A 19,474-nucleotide genomic window follows, 5' to 3' on the forward strand; every position below is an offset into this window, starting at 1 on the left:
GGCGCGACGGCCGCCGTGCCCGCTGACACACCCGCCCGGTCCGGCAGCCCACCGGGGCCCGACCGGGCGGGGACTCTCGCCCGGCCTCCTCTCCCCGGAGGACAACGGGACACGCCGTCGGGGGCTCCCGGGGTACAGGGCCGCACCTCGCTGCCGCGACTTCCCTGGCTGGTCGTCCTGACATGCGTCGTGATCGTGGTGACGATCCTCCTCGATGTGGCGGGGGCCGGTGCCGCCGCGCAGATCACCGCGACGTCCTACTCCCTGGCCGTCGCGGCAGTGCAGGCCTTCGGCATGATCCGGGACATCCGGAAGGGCCACTGGGGTGTGGACCTCCTGGCGCTCATGGCCATCATCGCCACAGCCGTCACCGGCGAGTACTACGCGAGCATCGTCGTCGTACTGATGATCGCCAGCGGGCAGGCCCTGGACGAGTTCGCGTCCGCACGCGCGCAGACACAACTCCGGGCATTGCTCGAGCGGGCACCTCGCTCGGCTCACCGGATCACGGAGGACGGACGGGAGTCGGTCGCGGGCGGGAGTGGGCCGATCGAGGACGTACCGATCGACGACCTCCAGGTGGGCGACCTCCTGCTGGTGAGACCCTCGGAGGTCGTCCCCGCGGACGGGACCCTGACAACGGACTCCGCGACACTCGACGAGTCCATGCTGACGGGTGAGAGCCTGCCCGTCGACTACCGGCGTGGTGCACACATCCTCAGCGGATCGCTGAACGGCGCGGACGCCCTGACCCTGAGGGCGACGGCGACCCCGGCCCAGTCGCAGTACAGCCAGATCGTCGCGCTCGTCGCCGAGGCGTCGGCCAGCCGGTCACCGACGGTCAGGCTCGCCGACCGCTTCGCCGTTCCGTTCACCGTCTTCGCGCTGGCCCTCGCCGCACTGTCGTGGTTCCTGAGCTCCGATCCGACGCGGGCAGCCGCGGTCCTGGTCGCTGCCACGCCCTGCCCCCTGCTGATCGCTGCTCCGGTGGCGTTCCTCGGGGGAATCAGCAGGGCCGCCCGCGCCGGCATCATCATCAGGAGCACCCAGGCGTTGGAGCAGCTCGCGCGGGCCCGGAGCGTGGCCTTCGACAAGACCGGCACCCTGACCTCCGGCACACCGCTGGTGGGCGGGATCGTCCTCGGCCCCACGGCGGGGCCCCTTACCGAGGACGAGGTCCTCGCCCTGGCGGCCTCCGCGGAGCAGTACTCCACCCACGTCCTCGCCGCGGCCATCACGGCCGAGGCCGCGCGGCGCGGACTGGCGCTCAGTCCGGCGAGCAGGGCACAGGAGTTCGCGACCGACGGCGTCCGCGCGGAGGTCGCGGGGACCATGATCGCCGTCGGCAAACGCCGTTTCGTGGAAGGACTCGTGGGGCGCGTCCCGGACCCCACCCTGTCACCGGGGGAAACCGCCGTCTACGTGGGGGTCGGCGAGCGCTTCGCCGGGGTCATCCTGCTGCGGGACGCCCTGCGCAGTTCGGCGCCCTCCACCGTCAGCTCGCTCGTCGCGCTCGGCGTGCGGGAGGTGCTCATGCTCACCGGGGACGTCGAAGCCACCGCACGCCACATCGCACGGGAGGCGGGGGTGACCACGATCCACGCCGATTGCCTGCCCGGGGACAAGGTGGAGATCGTCCGGGACCTTCCCGAGCGCCCCGTCATCATGGTGGGCGACGGCGTCAACGATGCGCCGGTCCTCGCGGCCGCCGACGTCGGCATCGCCATGGGAGCGAGGGGCTCGACGGCGGCCAGCGAATCGGCGGAGGTGATCATCACCGTGGACGACCTCGCGAAGGTCACCGAGGCAGTGCTCATCGGCAGGAGGACCCTGCGCATCGCACTGCAGAGCATCGGGATCGGCATCGCCCTGAGCCTCGTACTGATGATGGGCGCCGCCCTCGGACTCGTGCCCCCGCTGGCCGGCGCATTCGGCCAGGAGGGCATCGATCTGCTGACGATCCTCTACGCGCTGCGCGCGGCGCGCGCCCCTCGGTCCGGGGCTGCTGGCCGGTCCGCAGGGAGGGCAACGCCACGGGCGTGACCGGCTAGCGTGGGGACCATGACGCACGAGTTCCGGTACGAGGTCGAGATCCTGCACCTGCTCGTCTCGCCCGGGCACGCCTACTTCGGACGTGCCCGGGACGGAGCAGCCGAGGTGGCCACCATCGATGCGGACCGCGCGGAGGTCGTGGCGGGCAAGGGCATCGTGGGTGACAGGTTCTTCGGCAAGGCCGCCCACATGGACGCCGCCGTGACGCTCTTCGCCATCGAGTCGCTCGAGGCCATCGCGGCGGAGCTGGGAGCGGCCCCCTTCGATCCGCTGCTTCCGCGCCGCAACGTGGTCCTCCGGGGCGCCGAACTCACGCCGCTCATCGGCCACGACTTCGTCCTCGAGGGCGCCGGCGGGGGCGTCGTCCTGCACGGCGGCCGGCATGCCCACCCCTGTGCCTGGATGGACCGGGTCCTGGCGCCGGGCGCCCATCCGGCCATGCGCGGCCGGGGCGGTCTGCGGTGCCGGCCGGTGAGCAGCGGAACCCTCCATCGGGGGCCGGCCGTCCTGGTCAGCCCGGTACCGCTGGACCCGGCACGGGCGCCGGTGGCATCGGTGCTCAGGCCCTCCCGGCTGCCCTGAGGCGTGCTCCGGCGCTGCGCGGGCACCCGGAGGAGCAGGGACCGGTGCCGTTCACCCTCGGGAGGTGATCCCGGGGAGCGCTCGACCGTCGCACGCTGGGGTGGAACCGCCGGGACAGGACCGGGCGCTGCCATCCCCGGCCGTCGCGGTGAGAAGGGCACGGGGAACGCCCCGGGGAAGGAGCCGACCAGTGCCCGCACCCACCACAGCACTGTCCCGACCCATCCTGCAGGAGGACTGCCCGGGGGAACGCGCGGTCCCGAAGGACTCCGGGCGGGGCCGCCCCGGCGTCCCACACCCGCCACCCGGCCCCTTCACCACGGACCGGTCGCGCACGATCGGCGAGCTGACGATCCTCTGCCTCCCCGGATCGGATGTCCCCGCCCTGCAGGCGCGGGAACCCACGGGCCGGCGACTCCAGGCCGTCATCCCGCTCAACGGGCCGATCACGCTGGGTGGGCCTGCGGGGCCCCTGCTCGCCCTGCCGCAGGGGGCGCTCGCCGTCGCGCAGGGAGACCTGCGCCTCGGGCACGACGGCGGCGACGCCGCGACGATCCTCCTCCTCCGCCTGCCGGCGCACGTCCTTACCGGCCGTGGGCTCCGGCTGCACGGCGGTCTGGCACGCGCCTGCCCGGGCAGGTCCCTCTCCCTGCCGCTCGGCGAGTTCGCGTACGCGCTGCTGCGGTCGGTCCCCGCCCCCCGGGACACGAGGACGTCCAGGGCCACCGAACGCAGCATCGTGGATCTCCTCGCGGGCGCTCTTCTCGAGGCCGTCCCGCCGAGGACCGACGGCGCGGCGCTCAGGACGCTCCTCCGCGAGCGCGCGGTCCGTATCGTCGAGCGGCGGTTCGCGGATCCGGCACTGCGACCGGCAGGAATCGCCCGTGAGCTGAATGTGTCGCTACGGCATCTCCAGCGCAGTTTCGAGGGGTCGGGCACGACGCTCGCCCTCGAGATCAGGCGCGCTCGCAGCGAGTACGCCGCGCTCCTTCTGACCACGCCCACCGGCCCGGACTGTTCGGACCTGCGGATCGCCCTCCGCTCCGGTTTCACCTCGGCCGATCAGTTGCGCACCGCCTTCGAAGGGCACTTCGGCGTGCCGACCTCGCACTGCAGCCAACGGCGCGTCGCGGAGGTGCTGCAGGCCTCCGCCTGAGGGGTCACGGAGGGATGACGGGGACCTGGGGGCCGACCGACGGCCGGGACCGGCGCAGTTCCGACGGCGGGACACCGAATCTCGCGCGCACCCGTGAGCGCAGTTCGAATGCGGACGAGAAACCCGACCGCCGCGCGACCTCGTTGACCGTCAGCTCACGTGAGGCGGGTGCGGCGAGCAGCATGGAGGCGTTCTCGGTCCGCCGGTTGCTGATCTCCGTGGCGATGGTCGTCCCGCTTCCCTCGAAACAGCGCTGCAGGTGCCTGAGCGAGACGCCGACGTCGGCTGCGATGGCCGCCGGCGTCAGCAGGGCATCACTGAAACGTTCATCGATCAGGTCGATCGCCGCGCGCCGCACCCGGCGGCGCTGGTCCAGCCGTGGGTCCGCTTCCTCGTGCGCCTCGCCGTACACCGCGACCACGAGATTCTCGAGCACCCGGGCCGCGACGACGTCACTGATCGGGCCGGAGTCCCCCGGCCCTTCCGCGAGCGCGGAGGCGAAGGCGGCGACGGGGCCGGCGAGCGACCCTCCGCGCTTCTCGCACAGCCCGGCGTGGACCGGGACACCACGTTCGCGCAGCCTGGACGTCGTGACGAGCACATGGACCCAGCGCGTGGGTGCCGGGCTCTCCATGACGACGTCGCGCGGTTCCGTGAGGATGACGGCCTCCCCCCGGTGGACGGACACCGGGGCGAGGCCCGGCGCCCGTACCTCGGCACGTCCGTGGACGAGGAAACCCAGGTAGGTCATGCCCTGGAGCTCGGGCCCGGTCACGGTGAGCCTGGGCGCCGAGTGCGCCGTCGTCGCCACGATCATGGTCCCTACCCGGCGGACCGTCCCCCCGCGAGCCAGGTCCTTCCACATGGGGTCACCTCCTGTCGCCGTTCCGTGCATCGCCGGAGAGGCCCGTGACGGTGAACTCCGCGCTCGCCGCCGGTGGGGCGAAGCGATGGCCGGCGGCACGGCCGCCCGTCGGTCCGGCCGGCGCAACGGCCGCGGCGGCGGGCGGCGGCGCGGTCGAGGCCAGCGCGTGGAGGAAGCGGACGAGGAGCCCGATCCAGCAGAAGATGATGACCGAGGTGCACAGTTCGAACGCGGTGAGATTCAGGTAGCCGACAGGGCTCCACAAGGCCGTGCACGCGATCAGGGCGCCCAGCGACCCGTAGGTACCGATGTGGAAGCACGCCGGCAGCCCGGCGAGGACCACCGGGCTGAGGATCATCAGTGACGCGAAGGAGATCGTCATGCCGACCGCGCACGAGATGTGCAGCAGCCCCCTGCCGTGCGACGGGAAGACTCCCACGCCCACGAGGAGCATGCCGCTCGCCGTGATGCTGGCGAAGGTGACATCCGCGCTCCACGCATGGTGCAGCGCGCGCCGTCCGTGCAGGCGTCGCAGCTCCCGCTGGAGATGCGACGCGAAAGTGGTGAGGAAGATTCCCGCCACGACCAGCGTCACGTTGAACAGTCCGCCCGATCTCTCGCTCGGGTCGCCGAGCCTGCTGAAATTGTGCTGCCACCACGTCCGGTCCTGGACGGTCGCCATGCCCGCCGCGACGCTGAGCATCACGAGAACGACGAAGAGGCCGTACAGCCTGCCGATGGTGAGCGAGAACACCGAGGTGTAGGTCCAGTACGCGGCCAGTCCGCAGCCGAACCCCACGATCATGGCCGCCGCGAACGGGTGGAGACGCAGGCCCTCGAAGCCTCGCTGGAGCAGGAGGTAGCCGATCGGGGCGGTGGCGGCGATCACGGCGTACACGAGGGCCACCGACAGCCCGTCCAGCAGTTGCCGCCAGGTGGCGAGCATCTGCCGGTAGTCGTGGCCCGGCTGGTTCCTCGACCGCGAGTATCCCACGAGCCCGACGACGAGTCCGGCACCGAAGGCACCCGCGGTCGTGGCCGCACCGATCGATGTCCCGCCCCAGAGCGGGGCGGGCCTCCCGTCGAAAAGGATCGCGGCCGCGGCAGAGCCCGCCGCCGTGACCACTGCCGCGACGATGGCGGCCTCGGTCTCGACCCTCACGGGTGACACCGGCCCCGTGGCCGACCGACCGTGTGCCGGATCCAGGTCCGGATCGAGGTCCGCTGCCGCCGCTCCGCCGTCCCTGGTCCGCCGCGAGGTCGTGAAGCCGGGTGTGCTGCCGACGTTCATGGGTGTGCTCCTGACCTCGCGTGGGCCGCCGCCCATGGTCCACAACCCCTTGCCCGTGATCCGCTCGGCGACTCCGGCCAGCTTCTGCCACGTGACGGGCGCCGCCCACACCCAGGACGGGTGATTCGCGCCAGCAGAAGGGTGAATCGGCGACCGGCGGGACCGGCGCGCGGGGCGGAGGGACATACTGGGAGCCCCGCCGGCCCGGGGAGCCGACGGGGCCACGACCCGTCGAGATGAAGGGATCGTCATGACGAACCAGAACAAGGTCAAGGGCGCCAACACGGCGAAGCCGTGGTGGCACCGGCTCACCCTCCGCCAGGTCATCGCGGTCGTGCTCGCCATCCTCGCCGTGATCTTCATCGCCCAGAACAGGCAGGAAACGGCCGTCTCCCTGCTGTTCGTCACGGTGACGCTCCCCCTGTGGATCACGCTCGCGTGCGCCACCGTCGTCGGCATCGCCGTCGGGTGGCTGGCCCACCGCCGGTCGGCCTAGTGGACCCCCGGGACAGCGGCGCCCTCGACCTGCTCAGCCCGGTCCACGCCGCAGACCCGTCCGGCGGCAGGCGCTTCACCTCGACGGGACACCTCCCGCCCCGCCTGACGGTGAGCGGCCTGCTGCGCGACGCCCATGCAGCCTATGCCGCGCTCGACGACGGCACGGTGGCCGACTACATCCCGTCGCTCGCAGCCGCCGATCCCGGCCGCTTCGGCATCAGTGTCTGCGGGGTGGACGGTACCTCGTTCTCGATCGGCGACGCACAGGACGCATTCTCGATCCAGTCCATCTCGAAGGCTTTCACTTTCGCCCTGGTGTGCGACGCCCTCGGCCACACCGTCGTCCGGGAGGCCGTCGGGGTGAACAATTCGGGACTGCCGTTCGATTCGGTGATGGCACTCGAACTCAACGGTGGCAGCCCCAGGAATCCGATGGTCAACGCGGGGGCGCTCGTCATGATCAGCCTCGCCCCCGGTGACTCGGCCGCAGCCAAGTGGCAGTTCCTCCAGGACGGCATGTCCCGCTTCGCCGGCCGGCGGCTGCTGCTCGACGGCCAGGTCTACGATTCGGAGGCGGCGACCAATCACCGGAACCGTGCGCTCGCGGCGCTGCTCAGGAGCTACGGGCACATGTCCTACGATCCCCTGCTCACCACCGACATCTACACCCGGCAGTGCTCGCTCCTGGTCTCGGCCAGGGACCTCGCGGTGATGGGCGCCACGCTGGCCGATGGCGGCATCAACCCCCTGACACACGAGCGGGTCGTCGATCCCTCCGCCTGCCGGGACACCCTCGCCGTGATGGCGACCTCCGGGCTGTACCAGCGCTCGGGCGACTGGCTCTACGAGGTGGGCCTGCCGGGCAAGAGCGGCGTGTCCGGCGGCATCGTCACCGTGGCACCGGGCAAGGGCGGAATGGCCACCTACTCGCCGAGACTCGACGCGGCCGGTACGAGCGTCCGTGGGCAGCACGCCACACGGAGCCTGTCGCGGAGTCTCGGCCTCGATCTCTTCGCGTCCGCGCCGGAACCCGACGCGGCGCCCCCGGGCAGGCCGGCGGAGCGCACCGGGTGAGCGTCAGGGCCCGGCGGGTGCGCTTCGGCGGGTCGCGGGAGCTCCGGGAGCCGGCCCCTCAGCCGCCGCCCCCACCGAAGTGCACGTCCTCCGCCGGGGTGACGTCCGCCGTCCGGCCCGGCGCGGATTGGTACTGCCAGTAGAGGTTGGTATGCCGGATGACCTGATCCGGAGCCGGCGCTCCGAAGGCACTGAGATCCTCGGTGGTATGCGCGTCACCGACCAGCGTCACGTCGTAGCCCCGGACGAACGCCCCGTGGATGGTCGACCGGATGCACGCGTCGGTCTGCGCACCGGTGACGACGAGGCGCCCCACTCCTGCCAGGCCGAGGACGGACTCGAGGTCGGTGGCCTCGAAGGAATCTCCGTAGGTCTTGTGGATCAGCGGATCCGAGGCGAGGCGTTCGAGCTCGGGCACGAGCTGCCACGCGTCGCTGCCCTTCTCGAGTCCGGCGTCGGAGTGCTGGACCCAGACGACGGTGATGTCGGCGTCGCGTGCCCTCGATACCAGTCCGCGGATGGACGAGAGCACCGCGTCGCGGGCGTGCGCCTCAAAGACCACTCCGTTCTGCGCGTCGATGACCATCAGTGCGGTGTTCGGACGGTTCTGCAGCGTGGTCATCGGCGCTCCTGGACGCGGCGAGGAGCGGGGCCCGCTCCGGTGGGTATCGGCTGAGGGAAGCGTAGCCGCCGGGCGGACCGCGGCCACGCGGAATGCGGACAGGACCGTTCCGCGACGGCACGTCCTGCCGCGGGACGGTCCTGCGGGGTGGACCCTGGGCGGCCCGGCAGCACCGAGGATGCCGCGCTCCACGGCCTTCGCCGCAGCGTCCGCCCGGGTGAGGAACCGGCCGTGACGGCAGGGTCGAGCTTCTCCTGCATGCACGGGGACAACCACTACGCTGGTGCCATGCCCCGCAGCGCCCCCCTTCGTCCAGCCGACCCGTCCCGGTCCCGGCCCGGACGGGCGCGGACGGTCCCTGTCGCGTGGTGGATCGCCGACGTCGCCCTCATCCTCGTCTTCGCCGCCTCGGGCCGTCGTACGCACGAGCACGGCGTCACCGTCGCGGGCGTGCTCGAGACCGCCTGGCCGTTCCTCGTCGCCTACGCGACTGCGACCCTGGCCGTACGGGCCTGGCGTTCGCCGGGCGCCCCCTGGCCCACCGGGGTGGTCCTCTGGGTGGTGACCGTCGCCGGCGGACTGGTGGTGCGCGCCCTGGCGGGCGGCGGGGTCGCGCTCAGCTTCCAGGTCGTCACGCTGATCGTCCTCGGTGCGTTCCTGCTGCTCCCGCGCGTCGTCCTCCGCGTGGTCCGGCGCCGCCGCCGGCCGGTAGCGTAGGTCCGATCCCTCTCCGTCTCCCGAAAGGCATGCCATGATCACCGCATTCGTCCTCATCCAGACCGACGCCTCCCGCATCCCCGAGAGCGCGCAGGCCATCTCCGAGATCGCGGGCATCAGCGAGGTGTACTCGGTGACGGGCGAGTGGGACCTCATCGCCATCGCCCGCGTGAGCCGCCACGAGGACCTGGCCGATGTGATCGCCGACCGCCTGTCGAAGATCGAGGGCATCCGCTCGACGACGACGCAGATCGCCTTCCGCTCCTACTCCCAGCACGACCTCGACGCGGCCTTCTCCCTCGGGTTCGACAGCGAGTAGGCACCGCAGCGCCCCGGCCGACCTGTCAGTACGGGCGGTCAGGACGAACCATCAGTGCGAACTGTCAGTACGAGCGACTGACCTCGACCCAGCGCTCCAGCACCGCCGCGGCGGCTCCGGAGTCGATCGACGCACGCGCACGCTCCATGGCTGCGGTGATGCGCTCCACGAGGCTTCCCTCCGCGGCGGGGTCCAAAGCCACGAGCCCGGCGGCGGCATTGAGGACGACGCCGTCCCGCACCGGTCCGGTCCCGCCGCCCAGTACCGACCGGACGACCGCGGCGTTCCCCGCGGCGTCGGTGCCGCGCAGCGCATCGACGGGCACGACGTCGAGCCCGAAGTCCTGGGGGTGCACCTCGTGGGCCGAGACAAGCCCGTCGCGGACCTCCCACACCGTGGAGGACCCGCTGGTGGTCAGCTTGTCCCTGCCGTCGTCGCCACGGAAGACGAGCGCGCGGATCCCCCGCGCCGCGAGGACGCCGGCCATGAGGGGCGCCATCCTCGCGTCCGCGCACCCGAGCGCCTGCGCGCTGACGCCTGCCGGGTTGCTCAACGGCCCCAGGAAGTTGAAGGCGGTGGGGATGCCGAGTTCACGACGCGGCACCGCGACGTGCTTCATGGACGGGTGGAAGACCTGCGCGAAGCAGAACGTGATGCCGGCCCGTTCCGCCGTCCGCGCGACGTCGGCCGGTGGCAGGTCGAGCCGCACCCCGAGCTCCTCGATCACGTCCGCGGCACCGGAGGCGGACGAGGCACCGCGGTTCCCGTGTTTGACGACCCTCGCACCGGCACCCACCGCGACCAGCGAGGACATCGTAGAGATGTTGAGCGTGCCGAGTCCGTCGCCTCCCGTCCCGACGATGTCCAGCGTGGGCCCGCCCACGCTGATCCGGTGCGCCCGGCCGAGCATCGCCTCGACCAGTCCGGTGAGCTCGTCGACGGATTCCCCCTTGGCGCGCAGCGCGACCAGGAACCCCGCGATCTGGGCGTGGCTCGCCTCGCCCTCCATGATCGTGTCCATCGCCCAGCGGCTCTGTCCCACGCTCAGGTCGGTGCCCGCGAGGAGGGACGAGAAGATCGACGGCCAGGTGGGTTGCACCGCGGCGGGGCTTGTTGTCAGGCTCACCGTCCAAGATTATCTACGAATTGTAGAAAGTCATCCCGGGGAACTTCCGCGGAATCACGGGCGTAACACGTCCCCCGGCCCGCCACGGCCTGTGCGGCGGCCGTTTCGCGTTGGTGATCGCCCTGATCTTGGGGACATAATGAGTCTGTGACATCTGCGACCCAAGCCCCCAGCGCCGCCCCGCATCCCGCCCTGAACCGCCCCAACATGGTCTCCGTCGGAACCGTGGTGTGGCTGTCCAGCGAGTTGATGTTCTTCGCCGGCCTCTTTGCCATGTACTTCACCCTGCGCTCCACCTCCGGCGAGCTGTGGGCCATGGAGACCGAGAAGCTGAACGTCCCCTTCGCGCTCGTGAACACCGTCATCCTGGTGTCGAGTTCGTTCAGCTGCCAGTTCGGCGTGTTCGCCGCGGAGCGACTCCAGCCCCGCAGGACGGGCGGCCTCTTCCAGCTCTCCCGCTGGGGCATGGTCGAGTGGTTCCTGCTGACCTTCGTCATGGGAGCGATCTTCGTCTCCGTGCAGGCCTACGAGTACGCGGAGCTTGTCGCCGAAGGCGTCGCCCTGAGCTCGAACGCCTTCGGGTCGGCCTTCTACATCACCACCGGCTTCCACGGCATCCACGTGATCGGCGGCCTCGTGGCCTTCCTGCTCATCATCGGACGCGCGTTCATCGCCCGCCAGTTCGGGCACTTCGAAGCCACCTCGGCCATCGTCACGTCCTACTACTGGCACTTCGTCGACGTCGTGTGGATCGGCCTGTTCATCATCATCTACTTCCTTCAGTAACTCCTCCTGTACGCTCTTCTACTAGAGGTAGAATTCATTGAAGAATCTCCGCAGCGCTCGCATCGACAAGGCAGGAACCACCCCGTGAAGGCACTCTCCCAGAGGCGGCGTCACCCACTCGCAGCGTTGGCGCTGCTCCTGATGGCGCTCCTCCTCACCGGCGGGATCTACGCCGCCGCCAGCACCGCCAACGAGGCGCAGGCACAGACCACCACCGCCAGTGCCGACGACATCGAAGAGGGCAGCAAGCTGTTCACGGCCAACTGTGCGTCCTGCCACGGCATGGGCGCCACAGGGTCGGACGCAGCGCCGTCGCTCGTCGGTGTCGGCGCGGCATCCGTCGACTTCCAGGTGGGCACGGGCCGCATGCCGATGCAGATGGACGGGCCCCAGGCGCAGGCGAAGCCGGTCCAGTTCACCGACGAGCAGATCAGCCAGATGGCCGCGTACGTCGCGTCGCTCGGCGCCGGTCCGTCGATTCCTTCCGGCGACATCATCGACTCCTCCGAAGGCGACCCCGCCCACGGCGGCGAGCTGTTCCGCGTGAACTGCGCGATGTGCCACAACGCTGCCGCTGCCGGCGGCGCCCTGACCCGCGGCAAGTACGCCCCGGGCCTCGCCGATGTGAGCGAGAAGCACATCTACGAGGCCATGGTCACCGGCCCGCAGAACATGCCGGTCTTCAGCGACGCCAATGTGAGCCCCGAGGACAAGCAGGACATCATCGCCTTCCTGAAGACGATCGAGGAGCAGGGCTCCCCCGGTGGAGCGGACCTCGGCTCGCTCGGCCCGGTGTCCGAGGGCCTCTTCATCTGGGTGGCAGGCCTCGGCGTCATCATCGCCTTCACCGTGTGGCTCACGTCGCGGTCCTCCTGACCATCCAGGAGCGCCGCGTGAACGAATCAATCACAGACTCGCAGGACCTAATGAAAGATAAGAGGGATCATGGCCGACTCTAGTCACGGCGCTCCCGGAAGCTCGGTCACCGTTGCTTCGCCCGGGCGGGCGCTGGACGAGTTCGAGAACCCGGGGCTCCCGCCCCACCGCCCGCGCCTCGCCGATCGCGATCCGCGGGCGGAGAAGCGTGCCGAACGCCAGGTCGCCCTGCTGTTCTTCATCTCCGTCCTCGGGACGCTGCTGTTCTTCGCGGGATACTTCCTCGTGGAGCTCGATGAGACCATCGCGCAGTTGCGCCTCCAGAACCTGCTGCTCGGCCTCGGGACCGCCTTCGCGATGCTGGGCATCGGCGTCGGGATCGTCCACTGGGCCAAGACGCTCATGCCGGACCACGAGGTCACGGAGGAACGCCATGTGATCCGTCCGGAGCAGGACCGCCGGGACGCCGAGAAGATCGTCAACGACATCCTCGACGAGTCCGGCATCAAGCGCCGTCCCCTCATCCGCAACACCCTCCTCGGGGCTGCTCTCCTCGCTCCGCTGCCGGCGATCGTCATCTTCCGCGACCTGGGCCCCCTGCCCGGCAACGTGCTGAAGCAGACCATGTGGGATGCCGGCGTCCGGCTGACCCGGGACCCGAGCGGTACCCCCATCCGCGCTTCGGACGTCACCATCGGTTCGGCCTTCCACGTCATCCCCGAGGGACTCAACGAGGTCGAGAACAAGCTGGAGGAGAAGGCCAAGGCCGTCGTCCTGCTCATGCGCCTCGACCCCGAGGAGCTCAACCCCTCCCCCGAGCGTGAGGACTGGGCGTACGAGGGCATCGTCGCGTACTCCAAGATCTGCACGCACGTCGGCTGTCCGGTAGCACTGTACGAGCAGCAGACGCACCACCTCCTGTGCCCGTGCCACCAGTCCACCTTCGACCTCGAGCAGGAGTGCAAGGTGATCTTCGGACCGGCAGCACGTCCCCTGCCGCAGCTACCCATCGGAGTCGACGACCAGGGATACCTCGTTGCGACGAGCGATTTCCAAGAACCCGTAGGACCTAGTTTCTGGGAGCGAGGCTGACATGAGCAGTTCAACCGTGACGCAACCGTACGTGCCGAAGACGCGCGTGGGTAAGGTCACCGACTACGTCGACTCCAGGGTCGGCGGCTCCGGGATCGTGAAGGAGTTCGGCCGGAAGATCTTCCCCGACCACTGGACCTTCATGTTCGGCGAGGTGGCGCTGTACACCTTCGTCATCCTCCTGATCTCCGGGACCTTCCTCACCTTCTTCTACGATCCCTCGATGGCCGAGACGCACTACGAGGGCAGCTACCTGCCCCTCCGCGGCGTCGAGATGTCCGTCGCCTACGCGTCCTCCCTGGATATCTCCTTCGATATCCGCGGCGGTCTGTTCATGCGGCAGATCCACCACTGGGCTGCGCTCCTGTTCGTGGCTTCCGTGGCCGTGCACATGCTCCGGGTCTTCTTCACCGGCGCCTTCCGCCGCCCCCGCGAGTTCAACTGGGTTGTGGGCTGCACCCTCCTGATCCTGAGCCTTGCCGCCGGCTTCACCGGCTACTCGCTCCCCGATGACCTGCTCTCCGGCAACGGACTGCGCATCATCGACGGCGTCATGAAGGCCATCCCCGTGGTCGGTACCTACCTGAGCTTCTTCCTCTTCGGCGGTGAGTTCCCGGGGACCATGATCATCGGCCGGCTGTATGTCCTGCACATCCTGCTCATCCCCGCGGTGATCCTGCTCCTGATCGGTATCCACCTGTTCATGGTCGTGCTGCACAAGCACTCCCAGTTCCCCGGTCCCGGCCGGACCAACACCAACGTGGTCGGCTACCCCGTAGGCCCGGTGTACGCCGCGAAGGCCGGTGGATTCTTCTTCATCGTGTTCGGTGTCCTGGCAGCCATCGCGGCCGCCTTCACCATCAACCCGATCTGGAACTACGGTCCGTACGACCCCTCACCCGTATCCGCCGGTACCCAGCCCGACTGGTACATCGGTTGGGTCGACGGCGCCCTGCGGCTGATGCCGGGGACGCTCGGGGACAATTTCACCTTCGAGTTCCTGCTTCCGTTCCCCTGGGGCGTCAACACGCTCTCGCTGAATGTCCTCATCCCGGCCCTGGTCCCCGCGATCATCGTGTTCACCGCGATGTTCGCCTGGCCCTGGATCGAGTCCTGGGTGACGAAGGACAAGCGTGAGCACCACCTGCTCGACCGTCCCCGCAACGCACCGACCCGCACCGCGGTCGGCGTCGCAGGAGTCACGTTCTACTGCGTCATGTGGGCGGCTGCAAGCTCCGACCTCATCGCCACGCACTTCATGGTGTCGCTGAACGATGTCACCTACTGGCTCCGTTTCCTCGTGATCTTCGGTCCGATCCTCGCCTTCATGGCGTCGCGCCGGATCTCCCTGGCCCTGCAGCGCAAGGATCGGGAGATCGCGCTCCACGGCCGCGAGACCGGACGCATCGTGCGCCTGCCGCACGGCGAGTTCATCGAGGTCCACGAGCAGGTCGACGACTACAGCCGCTACAAGCTGGTCGCGTTCGAGTCGCCCGAGGTCACCGTGCCGAAGCCGGACGAGAACGGCAAGATCTCGCTCCTGGACAAGGCCCACGGCCGAGTCTCCCGCTTCTTCTTCGAGGACCGCGTCGCTCCCGTGACGCCGAAGGAGCTCGCGGCGTCGCACGGCGATCACCATGACGAGGTCGCCGGCGCGAAGGACCGCGAGTCCATCGCCAGCCACTAGGGACCATCTCCCGACACGCTGAAGGAGGGGCCCGGACGAGTAATCGTCCGGGCCCCTCCTTCTTGCCCTGCTCGGTCCGGGTACGCGGCCCGCTGTCGGCCGCCGCCTGACGAAGGCCGTGAAGGGCAGCCCTCCCGCTGCTGTGGTGCCCGTGCGGGCCCCGAAGGGACTCAGGGGCTATCGGAGCCGATTGGCGCTGTAGGCGCGAGGCGTGCGGATGCCGGGGCGCTGCAGGGGCACCCACAGCTTGTACCGGTCGGCGCGATAGTAGGAGACGGAGTAGTCGACCATGCTGCGGGCCACGTACGCATGCCGCTGGATCTTCAGCAGGGGCGCGTTCATCTCCACGTTCAGCAGGCGCGCGATCGACGGCGAGGCGGCGGTCGCCTCGATGGTGTCCTCCCCCCACTCCATGACCAGGCCGTACCGCTCACTCAGCACGTTGTAGAGCGACGTCGGCGGAGGATCGTCGAGGATACCGGGCACGCAGTGGGCGGGGATGAAATTCTCGTCGACGCTCATGGGCTCGCCGTCGGCGAGGAGCTGGCGTCGGAAGCGCACCACGGGTTGGCCCAGCTCGATCTGGAGTTCCCTCGCGACAAGGGGCGAGGCCCCCTGCTGTTCGAAGCTGAGGACCCGTGCGTCGGGGACCATCCCCCGGCGGATCATCTCCTCGGTGTAGGACGTCATCTTCATGTGCAGGTCCATCTTGCTGCGTGCGACGAAGGTCCCGAGCCCCACGATGCGCTCCAGCACGTCCTCCGCCACGAGGGCGTCGATCGCGTGGCGGACCGTCATCCTGGCGACGCCGTAGTAGCTGCCCAGCTGCCGCTCGGACGGTATCCCGGCTCCGGGCTCACCGAACTGTCGGATGTAGCGGCGCAGGCTCTCGCGTAGCTGGACGTGCTTCGGCGTTGCCGATGCGTCGTCGAGCGGTTCGGCGTCGAAGCGTCGCGGTACCACGGCCATGGATTCCATCTCCTGTGATCGGGGCGTCGGACGACACTGCCTCTGTATGACCGTACGACTGTACGATGCCGGACAGACGAAAGGGAGCCCGCACGTGGCGGACTCCCTCTGCGTCGGATGAGCGGGTGGATCAGTGGGCGTGGTACCCGCGGCTGTACTCGTAGACCCAGCCGACCAGTGCGATCGCGGCGAGCCCCATACCGATGTAGAGGATCCAGAAGCCGACCGCCAGCCCGGCGAAACAGGTGGCGGCGGACAGGCCGAGCACCAGGGGCCACCAGCTCCAGGGGCTGAAGTGCCCCTGCTCGCCGGAACCCTCGTGGATCTCCGCGTCGAGGCGATCCTCGGGACGGTCACCGACACGCTTGCCGGTGAAGCCGAGGTAGAAACCGATCATCCCGGAGAGGCCGGCCGTGAGGTAGAGGGCGAGGAACCCGACCGGTTCCGTCCACTCCACCAGGAACCCGTAGACCGTGCCCACCAGCAGGAAGAACGGCGTCAGGTAGGTGAAGAGCTTCGTCTCGATCCTCATGCGTCGGCGTCCTTTCGGTCAGCGGCACCCATGAAGCTGGCGGCGCTGTCATCGGGCGTGTGCGTCTGCTGCAGCTCGGGGTGGTGCAGGTCGAGCGCGGGGCGCTCGGACCGGATGCGCGGCAGGGAGGTGAAGTTGTGGCGCGGCGGCGGGCAGGACGTCGCCCACTCGAGGGAGGCCCCGAAGCCCCACGGGTCGTCGACCTCCACCTTCTTGCCGGTCCGCCACGTGATGTACACGTTCCAGAAGAACGGGATCAGCGACGCGCCGAGCACGAAGGACCCGATGGTGGAGAACTGGTTCATCGCGGTGAAGCCGTCCTCGGGCAGGTAGTCCGCGTAACGGCGGGGCATGCCCTCGACGCCGAGCCAGTGCTGGATGAGGAAGGTGGCGTGGAAGCCGAGGAACAGCATCCAGAAGTGGATCTTGCCGAGGCGCTCGTTGAGCATCTTGCCCGTGAACTTCGGCCACCAGAAGTAGAAGCCGGCGAACATCGCGAACACGACGGTCCCGAAGACCACGTAGTGGAAGTGGGCGACGACGAAGTAGGTGTCGGAGACGTGGAAGTCCAGCGGCGGCGAGGCCAGGATGATGCCGGTGAGACCGCCGAAGAGGAACGTCACCAGGAAGCCGAGGCTCCAGAGCATCGGCGTCTCGAAGGTGATCGATCCGCGCCACATGGTGCCGATCCAGTTGAAGAACTTCACGCCGGTGGGGACCGCGATGAGCATGGTCATGAAGGCGAAGAACGGCAGGAGCACAGCTCCGGTGACGTACATATGGTGGGCCCAGACGGTCACGGACAGGGCTGCGATGGCGATCGTCGCGTAGACGATGCCCTTGTAGCCGAAGATCGGCTTGCGGCTGAAGACCGGGAAGATCTCGGAGACGATGCCGAAGAACGGCAGCGCGATGATGTAGACCTCGGGGTGCCCGAAGAACCAGAAGAGGTGCTGCCAGAGGATGGCCCCACCGGCTTCCGGGTCGAAGATGTGGGCGCCGAAGCGGCGGTCGGCGCCGAGCGCGAACAGCGCGGCGGCCAGCGGCGGGAAGGCCATCAGGACGAGGATCGCCGTGATGAGGGTGTTCCAGGTGAAGATGGGCATGCGCCACATCGTCATGCCGGGGGCGCGCATGCAGATGATCGTGGTGATGAAGTTGACGGCACCGAGGATCGTGCCGAACCCGGAGAGCGCGAGCCCGAAGACCCACAGGTCCCCACCTACGCCCGGCGAGAATGTCGTGCTGGACAGCGGGGCATACGCGAACCAGCCGAACGACGCGGCGCCCTGCGGGGTGATGAAGCCGGAGACGGCGATGGTGCTGCCGAAGAGGAAGAACCAGAAGGCCAGGGCGTTCAGCCGCGGGAAGGCGACGTCGGGAGCGCCGATCTGCAGGGGCATGATCACGTTCGCGAAGCCCGCGAACAGCGGGGTGGCGAACATCAGGAGCATCACGGTGCCGTGCATCGTGAACAGCTGGTTGTACTGCTCCTTCGTCTGCAGGACCTGCATCCCCGGTTCGAACAGCTCCGCCCGGATGATCAGGGCCATCACGCCGGCGAAGCAGAAGAACACGAACGAGGCGATCAGGTACATGTACCCGATGGTCTTGTGGTCGGTCGAGGTGATCCAGTTGACGACGATGCGTCCCTTGGACCTCGGAACCACACGCGGAGCCGCGACGGTGCCGGCTTCCTCAAGGGTGTATTCGAAGGTGGACATCAGCTGCTGCTCCTGGCTGGGTCGGTATCGGGATCGTCCTCGGGGTAGGAGTCGCGGTCGTAGTCGTCGCCGAGCTGACCGTCCTCCAGCTGCTCCATCTGCGCGTCGAACTCCTCCTGCGAGACGACCTCCACGTTGAAGAGCATCTCGGAGTGGTACTGGCCGCACAGCTCCGCGCACTTGCCGACGAACACACCCTCCTTCGTCGGAGTGAGGTTGATGTAGTTGGTGCGGCCCGGGTACAAGTCGCGCTTCATCAGGAACCCGGGGACGAAGAACGAGTGCTGCACGTCGCGTGCGTTGAGCTGGAACTCGACGCTCCGGTTCACGGGGAGGTACAGCGTCGGGAGGTTCTCCGGCACGCCCTCCTCGCCGTTCAGGTTGCCCTGGACGCCCGCCGAGTACTTGTCCTGCTTGACGTAGTTGAAGTCCCACGACCACTGCTTGCCGCGGACGTCCACGATGACGTCGGGGTCCTCGACGCGGGCATCGATGGTCGCGATGTCGCGCTCCGTGAAGTAGAAGAACACGAGCACCATGAACAGCGGGATGGTCAAGTAGAAGATCTCGAGCGGCAGGTTGTAGCTGATCTGCCGCGGGTAGCCGGTGTCGTTCTTGCGGCGGCGGTAGGCGACCATGCACCAGATGATCAGGCCCCACGTGATGATGCCGACGACCATGGCCGCGATCCACGAGTTGACCCACAGATCGGTGATGGCCCCGGTGTGGTTGGTGTTGTTCCGGTCTGCCGGAAGCCATCCATTTTGGGCTTCTGCTGAACAGCCGGTCAGTAGGAGGGCGCCGGCCAGCGAGATGCTGGAGATCTTCGTGATCCTGACGCGCTTGCTACCGGTTCGGTCCTGCGAACTCACAGACGGACCTTCCTTTTCTACGTGCGTTGCCACCCGCCCGTGAAGCGGCCCGGGGTGCACATCCAGTTTTACTACTCACTGTAGAGCTTACCCGGAAGACCCGCGATCCGGTGACACGCAAAAGGCCCGGAACACACCTCGTCGGTGACGTTCCGGGCCCTGCCGGCGTGCTAGTGGAAGGAGTCCCCGCAGGCGCAGGATCCGCCCGCATTGGGGTTGTCGATGGTGAAGCCCTGCTTCGAGATGGTGTCCTCGAAGTCGATCGATGCTCCCGACAGGTACGGGACGCTCATCTTGTCCACGATGACCTCGACGCCGTCGAAGTCGCGGACGGCGTCGCCGTCGAGGACCCGCTCGTCGAAGTACAGCTGGTAGATCAGGCCCGAGCAGCCGCCGGGCTGGACCGCGACGCGCAACCGGAGGTCGGTCCGGCCTTCCTGCTCGAGGAGGCTGCGCACCTTTCCTGCCGCGACGTCGGACAGATTGACCTCGTGGGCGGTGAGTTCCGCGGAATCCTGGACGGATCCGGTCTCGGTGGTCGATGTGCTCATGATGTATCTCCTCGCTCGGACCCCACCGTGGTGTGTCCGCTCTCAGTGCCGTCCGCGGTATGGCGCGCACGGCTTTCCTTCAT

20 protein-coding genes are annotated in these 19,474 nt (G+C 68.8%); 11 read left to right on the plus strand and 9 right to left on the minus strand.

The genetic code is table 11. From position 1 onward, the window contains the following. The first annotated feature begins 195 nt into the window (after positions 1-195). The 3 genes from RY94_RS12180 to RY94_RS16945 all read left to right on the plus strand — a co-directional run bounded on the left by RY94_RS12180 (position 196) and on the right by RY94_RS16945 (position 3,790). Complete coding sequence (locus tag RY94_RS12180; protein WP_231554519.1) at positions 196-2,043, plus strand: heavy metal translocating P-type ATPase; 1,848 nt, start codon at positions 196-198, stop codon at positions 2,041-2,043. An 18-nt stretch (positions 2,044-2,061) separates the two neighbouring features. Beyond that, positions 2,062-2,634, plus strand: a complete 573-nt coding sequence (locus tag RY94_RS12185) for an MOSC domain-containing protein (protein WP_043446528.1) — start codon at positions 2,062-2,064, stop codon at positions 2,632-2,634. Between the two features lie 190 nt (positions 2,635-2,824). Beyond that, the gene (locus RY94_RS16945; protein WP_052274306.1) at positions 2,825-3,790 is read left to right on the plus strand and encodes a helix-turn-helix domain-containing protein; all 966 of its coding nucleotides are present in this window, start codon (positions 2,825-2,827) and stop codon (positions 3,788-3,790) included. Between the two features lie 4 nt (positions 3,791-3,794). Here the strand turns inward: RY94_RS16945 and RY94_RS16950 are convergent, their stop codons facing one another. After that, positions 3,795-4,655 (minus strand): helix-turn-helix transcriptional regulator, encoded by an 861-nt coding sequence (locus RY94_RS16950; RefSeq protein WP_052274307.1) that lies wholly within the window; start codon positions 4,653-4,655, stop codon positions 3,795-3,797. A 4-nt stretch (positions 4,656-4,659) separates the two neighbouring features. Continuing rightward, positions 4,660-5,946 (minus strand): hypothetical protein, encoded by a 1,287-nt coding sequence (locus RY94_RS12200; protein WP_043445415.1) that lies wholly within the window; start codon positions 5,944-5,946, stop codon positions 4,660-4,662. A gap of 250 nt (positions 5,947-6,196) precedes the next feature. Between RY94_RS12200 and RY94_RS12205 the strand changes: the two genes are divergently transcribed. Next, positions 6,197-6,442 carry a LapA family protein gene (locus tag RY94_RS12205; RefSeq protein ID WP_043445417.1) on the plus strand — a complete coding sequence of 82 codons (246 nt, stop codon included), beginning with the start codon at positions 6,197-6,199 and terminating at the stop codon, positions 6,440-6,442. Next, positions 6,442-7,518, plus strand: coding sequence for a glutaminase A (glsA, locus tag RY94_RS12210; RefSeq protein ID WP_442853451.1), 1,077 nt, complete (start codon positions 6,442-6,444; stop codon positions 7,516-7,518). The genes RY94_RS12205 and glsA overlap by 1 nt, the downstream gene beginning before the upstream one ends. 58 nt (positions 7,519-7,576) lie before the next feature. Here the strand turns inward: glsA and RY94_RS12215 are convergent, their stop codons facing one another. Then, complete coding sequence (locus RY94_RS12215; protein ID WP_043445419.1) at positions 7,577-8,140, minus strand: isochorismatase family protein; 564 nt, start codon at positions 8,138-8,140, stop codon at positions 7,577-7,579. A gap of 288 nt (positions 8,141-8,428) precedes the next feature. Between RY94_RS12215 and RY94_RS12220 the strand changes: the two genes are divergently transcribed. Both RY94_RS12220 and RY94_RS12225 read left to right on the plus strand, forming a co-directional pair. Continuing rightward, a complete protein-coding gene (locus RY94_RS12220; RefSeq protein WP_082046389.1) occupies positions 8,429-8,857 on the plus strand; it encodes a DUF3054 domain-containing protein in 429 nt (142 codons plus the stop codon). A gap of 34 nt (positions 8,858-8,891) precedes the next feature. Next, positions 8,892-9,176, plus strand: coding sequence for an Lrp/AsnC family transcriptional regulator (locus tag RY94_RS12225; RefSeq protein WP_043445421.1), 285 nt, complete (start codon positions 8,892-8,894; stop codon positions 9,174-9,176). Positions 9,177-9,240: 64 nt separating this feature from the next. Here the strand turns inward: RY94_RS12225 and trpD are convergent, their stop codons facing one another. After that, positions 9,241-10,302, minus strand: a complete 1,062-nt coding sequence (trpD, locus tag RY94_RS12230; protein ID WP_052274308.1) for an anthranilate phosphoribosyltransferase — start codon at positions 10,300-10,302, stop codon at positions 9,241-9,243. Positions 10,303-10,449: 147 nt separating this feature from the next. Between trpD and ctaE the strand changes: the two genes are divergently transcribed. From ctaE to qcrB, 4 genes are all read left to right on the plus strand, one after another. Beyond that, complete coding sequence (gene ctaE, locus RY94_RS12235) at positions 10,450-11,088, plus strand: aa3-type cytochrome oxidase subunit III (protein WP_082046318.1); 639 nt, start codon at positions 10,450-10,452, stop codon at positions 11,086-11,088. A gap of 84 nt (positions 11,089-11,172) precedes the next feature. Next, a complete protein-coding gene (gene qcrC, locus RY94_RS12240; protein ID WP_043445423.1) occupies positions 11,173-11,964 on the plus strand; it encodes a cytochrome bc1 complex diheme cytochrome c subunit in 792 nt (263 codons plus the stop codon). 69 nt (positions 11,965-12,033) lie between these two features. Continuing rightward, entirely contained in the window at positions 12,034-13,056 is a 1,023-nt protein-coding gene (qcrA, locus tag RY94_RS12245; RefSeq protein WP_043445425.1) for a cytochrome bc1 complex Rieske iron-sulfur subunit, read from the plus strand. A gap of 1 nt (position 13,057) precedes the next feature. After that, the gene (qcrB, locus tag RY94_RS12250; protein WP_043445427.1) at positions 13,058-14,743 is read left to right on the plus strand and encodes a cytochrome bc1 complex cytochrome b subunit; all 1,686 of its coding nucleotides are present in this window, start codon (positions 13,058-13,060) and stop codon (positions 14,741-14,743) included. Positions 14,744-14,920: 177 nt separating this feature from the next. Here the strand turns inward: qcrB and RY94_RS12255 are convergent, their stop codons facing one another. The 5 genes from RY94_RS12255 to RY94_RS12275 form a co-directional block, all read right to left on the minus strand. Next, a complete protein-coding gene (locus RY94_RS12255) occupies positions 14,921-15,712 on the minus strand; it encodes a GntR family transcriptional regulator (RefSeq protein ID WP_043446547.1) in 792 nt (263 codons plus the stop codon). Positions 15,713-15,842: 130 nt separating this feature from the next. Beyond that, a complete protein-coding gene (locus RY94_RS12260) occupies positions 15,843-16,244 on the minus strand; it encodes a cytochrome c oxidase subunit 4 (protein WP_043445429.1) in 402 nt (133 codons plus the stop codon). Continuing rightward, the gene (gene ctaD, locus RY94_RS12265; RefSeq protein WP_043445431.1) at positions 16,241-17,968 is read right to left on the minus strand and encodes an aa3-type cytochrome oxidase subunit I; all 1,728 of its coding nucleotides are present in this window, start codon (positions 17,966-17,968) and stop codon (positions 16,241-16,243) included. The genes RY94_RS12260 and ctaD overlap by 4 nt, the downstream gene beginning before the upstream one ends. Beyond that, the gene (ctaC, locus tag RY94_RS12270; protein ID WP_043445433.1) at positions 17,968-18,840 is read right to left on the minus strand and encodes an aa3-type cytochrome oxidase subunit II; all 873 of its coding nucleotides are present in this window, start codon (positions 18,838-18,840) and stop codon (positions 17,968-17,970) included. The genes ctaD and ctaC overlap by 1 nt, the downstream gene beginning before the upstream one ends. A 170-nt stretch (positions 18,841-19,010) precedes the next feature. Next, positions 19,011-19,391 carry a HesB/IscA family protein gene (locus RY94_RS12275; RefSeq protein ID WP_043445435.1) on the minus strand — a complete coding sequence of 127 codons (381 nt, stop codon included), beginning with the start codon at positions 19,389-19,391 and terminating at the stop codon, positions 19,011-19,013. Between the last annotated feature and the right edge of the window lie 83 nt (positions 19,392-19,474).

The organism is Arthrobacter sp. L77 (assembly GCF_000816565.1).
In the GTDB taxonomy this organism is placed as follows: domain Bacteria; phylum Actinomycetota; class Actinomycetes; order Actinomycetales; family Micrococcaceae; genus Arthrobacter_D; species Arthrobacter_D antioxidans.

Excerpts from the sequence above, each read along its gene's own strand:
- RY94_RS12205 (WP_043445417.1), top strand. The coding sequence starts at position 6,197 with ATGACGAACCAGAACAAGGTCAAGGGCGCCAACACGGCGAAGCCGTGG.
- RY94_RS16950 (WP_052274307.1), bottom strand. The coding sequence starts at position 4,655 with ATGTGGAAGGACCTGGCTCGCGGGGGGACGGTCCGCCGGGTAGGGACC.
- RY94_RS12275 (WP_043445435.1), bottom strand. The coding sequence starts at position 19,391 with ATGAGCACATCGACCACCGAGACCGGATCCGTCCAGGATTCCGCGGAA.
- RY94_RS12185 (WP_043446528.1), top strand. The coding sequence starts at position 2,062 with ATGACGCACGAGTTCCGGTACGAGGTCGAGATCCTGCACCTGCTCGTC.
- RY94_RS12200 (WP_043445415.1), bottom strand. The coding sequence starts at position 5,946 with ATGAACGTCGGCAGCACACCCGGCTTCACGACCTCGCGGCGGACCAGG.
- RY94_RS12220 (WP_082046389.1), top strand. The coding sequence starts at position 8,429 with ATGCCCCGCAGCGCCCCCCTTCGTCCAGCCGACCCGTCCCGGTCCCGG.
- qcrB (WP_043445427.1), top strand. The coding sequence starts at position 13,058 with ATGAGCAGTTCAACCGTGACGCAACCGTACGTGCCGAAGACGCGCGTG.
- RY94_RS12255 (WP_043446547.1), bottom strand. The coding sequence starts at position 15,712 with ATGGCCGTGGTACCGCGACGCTTCGACGCCGAACCGCTCGACGACGCA.
- RY94_RS12260 (WP_043445429.1), bottom strand. The coding sequence starts at position 16,244 with ATGAGGATCGAGACGAAGCTCTTCACCTACCTGACGCCGTTCTTCCTG.
- RY94_RS12215 (WP_043445419.1), bottom strand. The coding sequence starts at position 8,140 with ATGACCACGCTGCAGAACCGTCCGAACACCGCACTGATGGTCATCGAC.
- RY94_RS12225 (WP_043445421.1), top strand. The coding sequence starts at position 8,892 with ATGATCACCGCATTCGTCCTCATCCAGACCGACGCCTCCCGCATCCCC.
- qcrA (WP_043445425.1), top strand. The coding sequence starts at position 12,034 with ATGGCCGACTCTAGTCACGGCGCTCCCGGAAGCTCGGTCACCGTTGCT.
- ctaD (WP_043445431.1), bottom strand. The coding sequence starts at position 17,968 with ATGTCCACCTTCGAATACACCCTTGAGGAAGCCGGCACCGTCGCGGCT.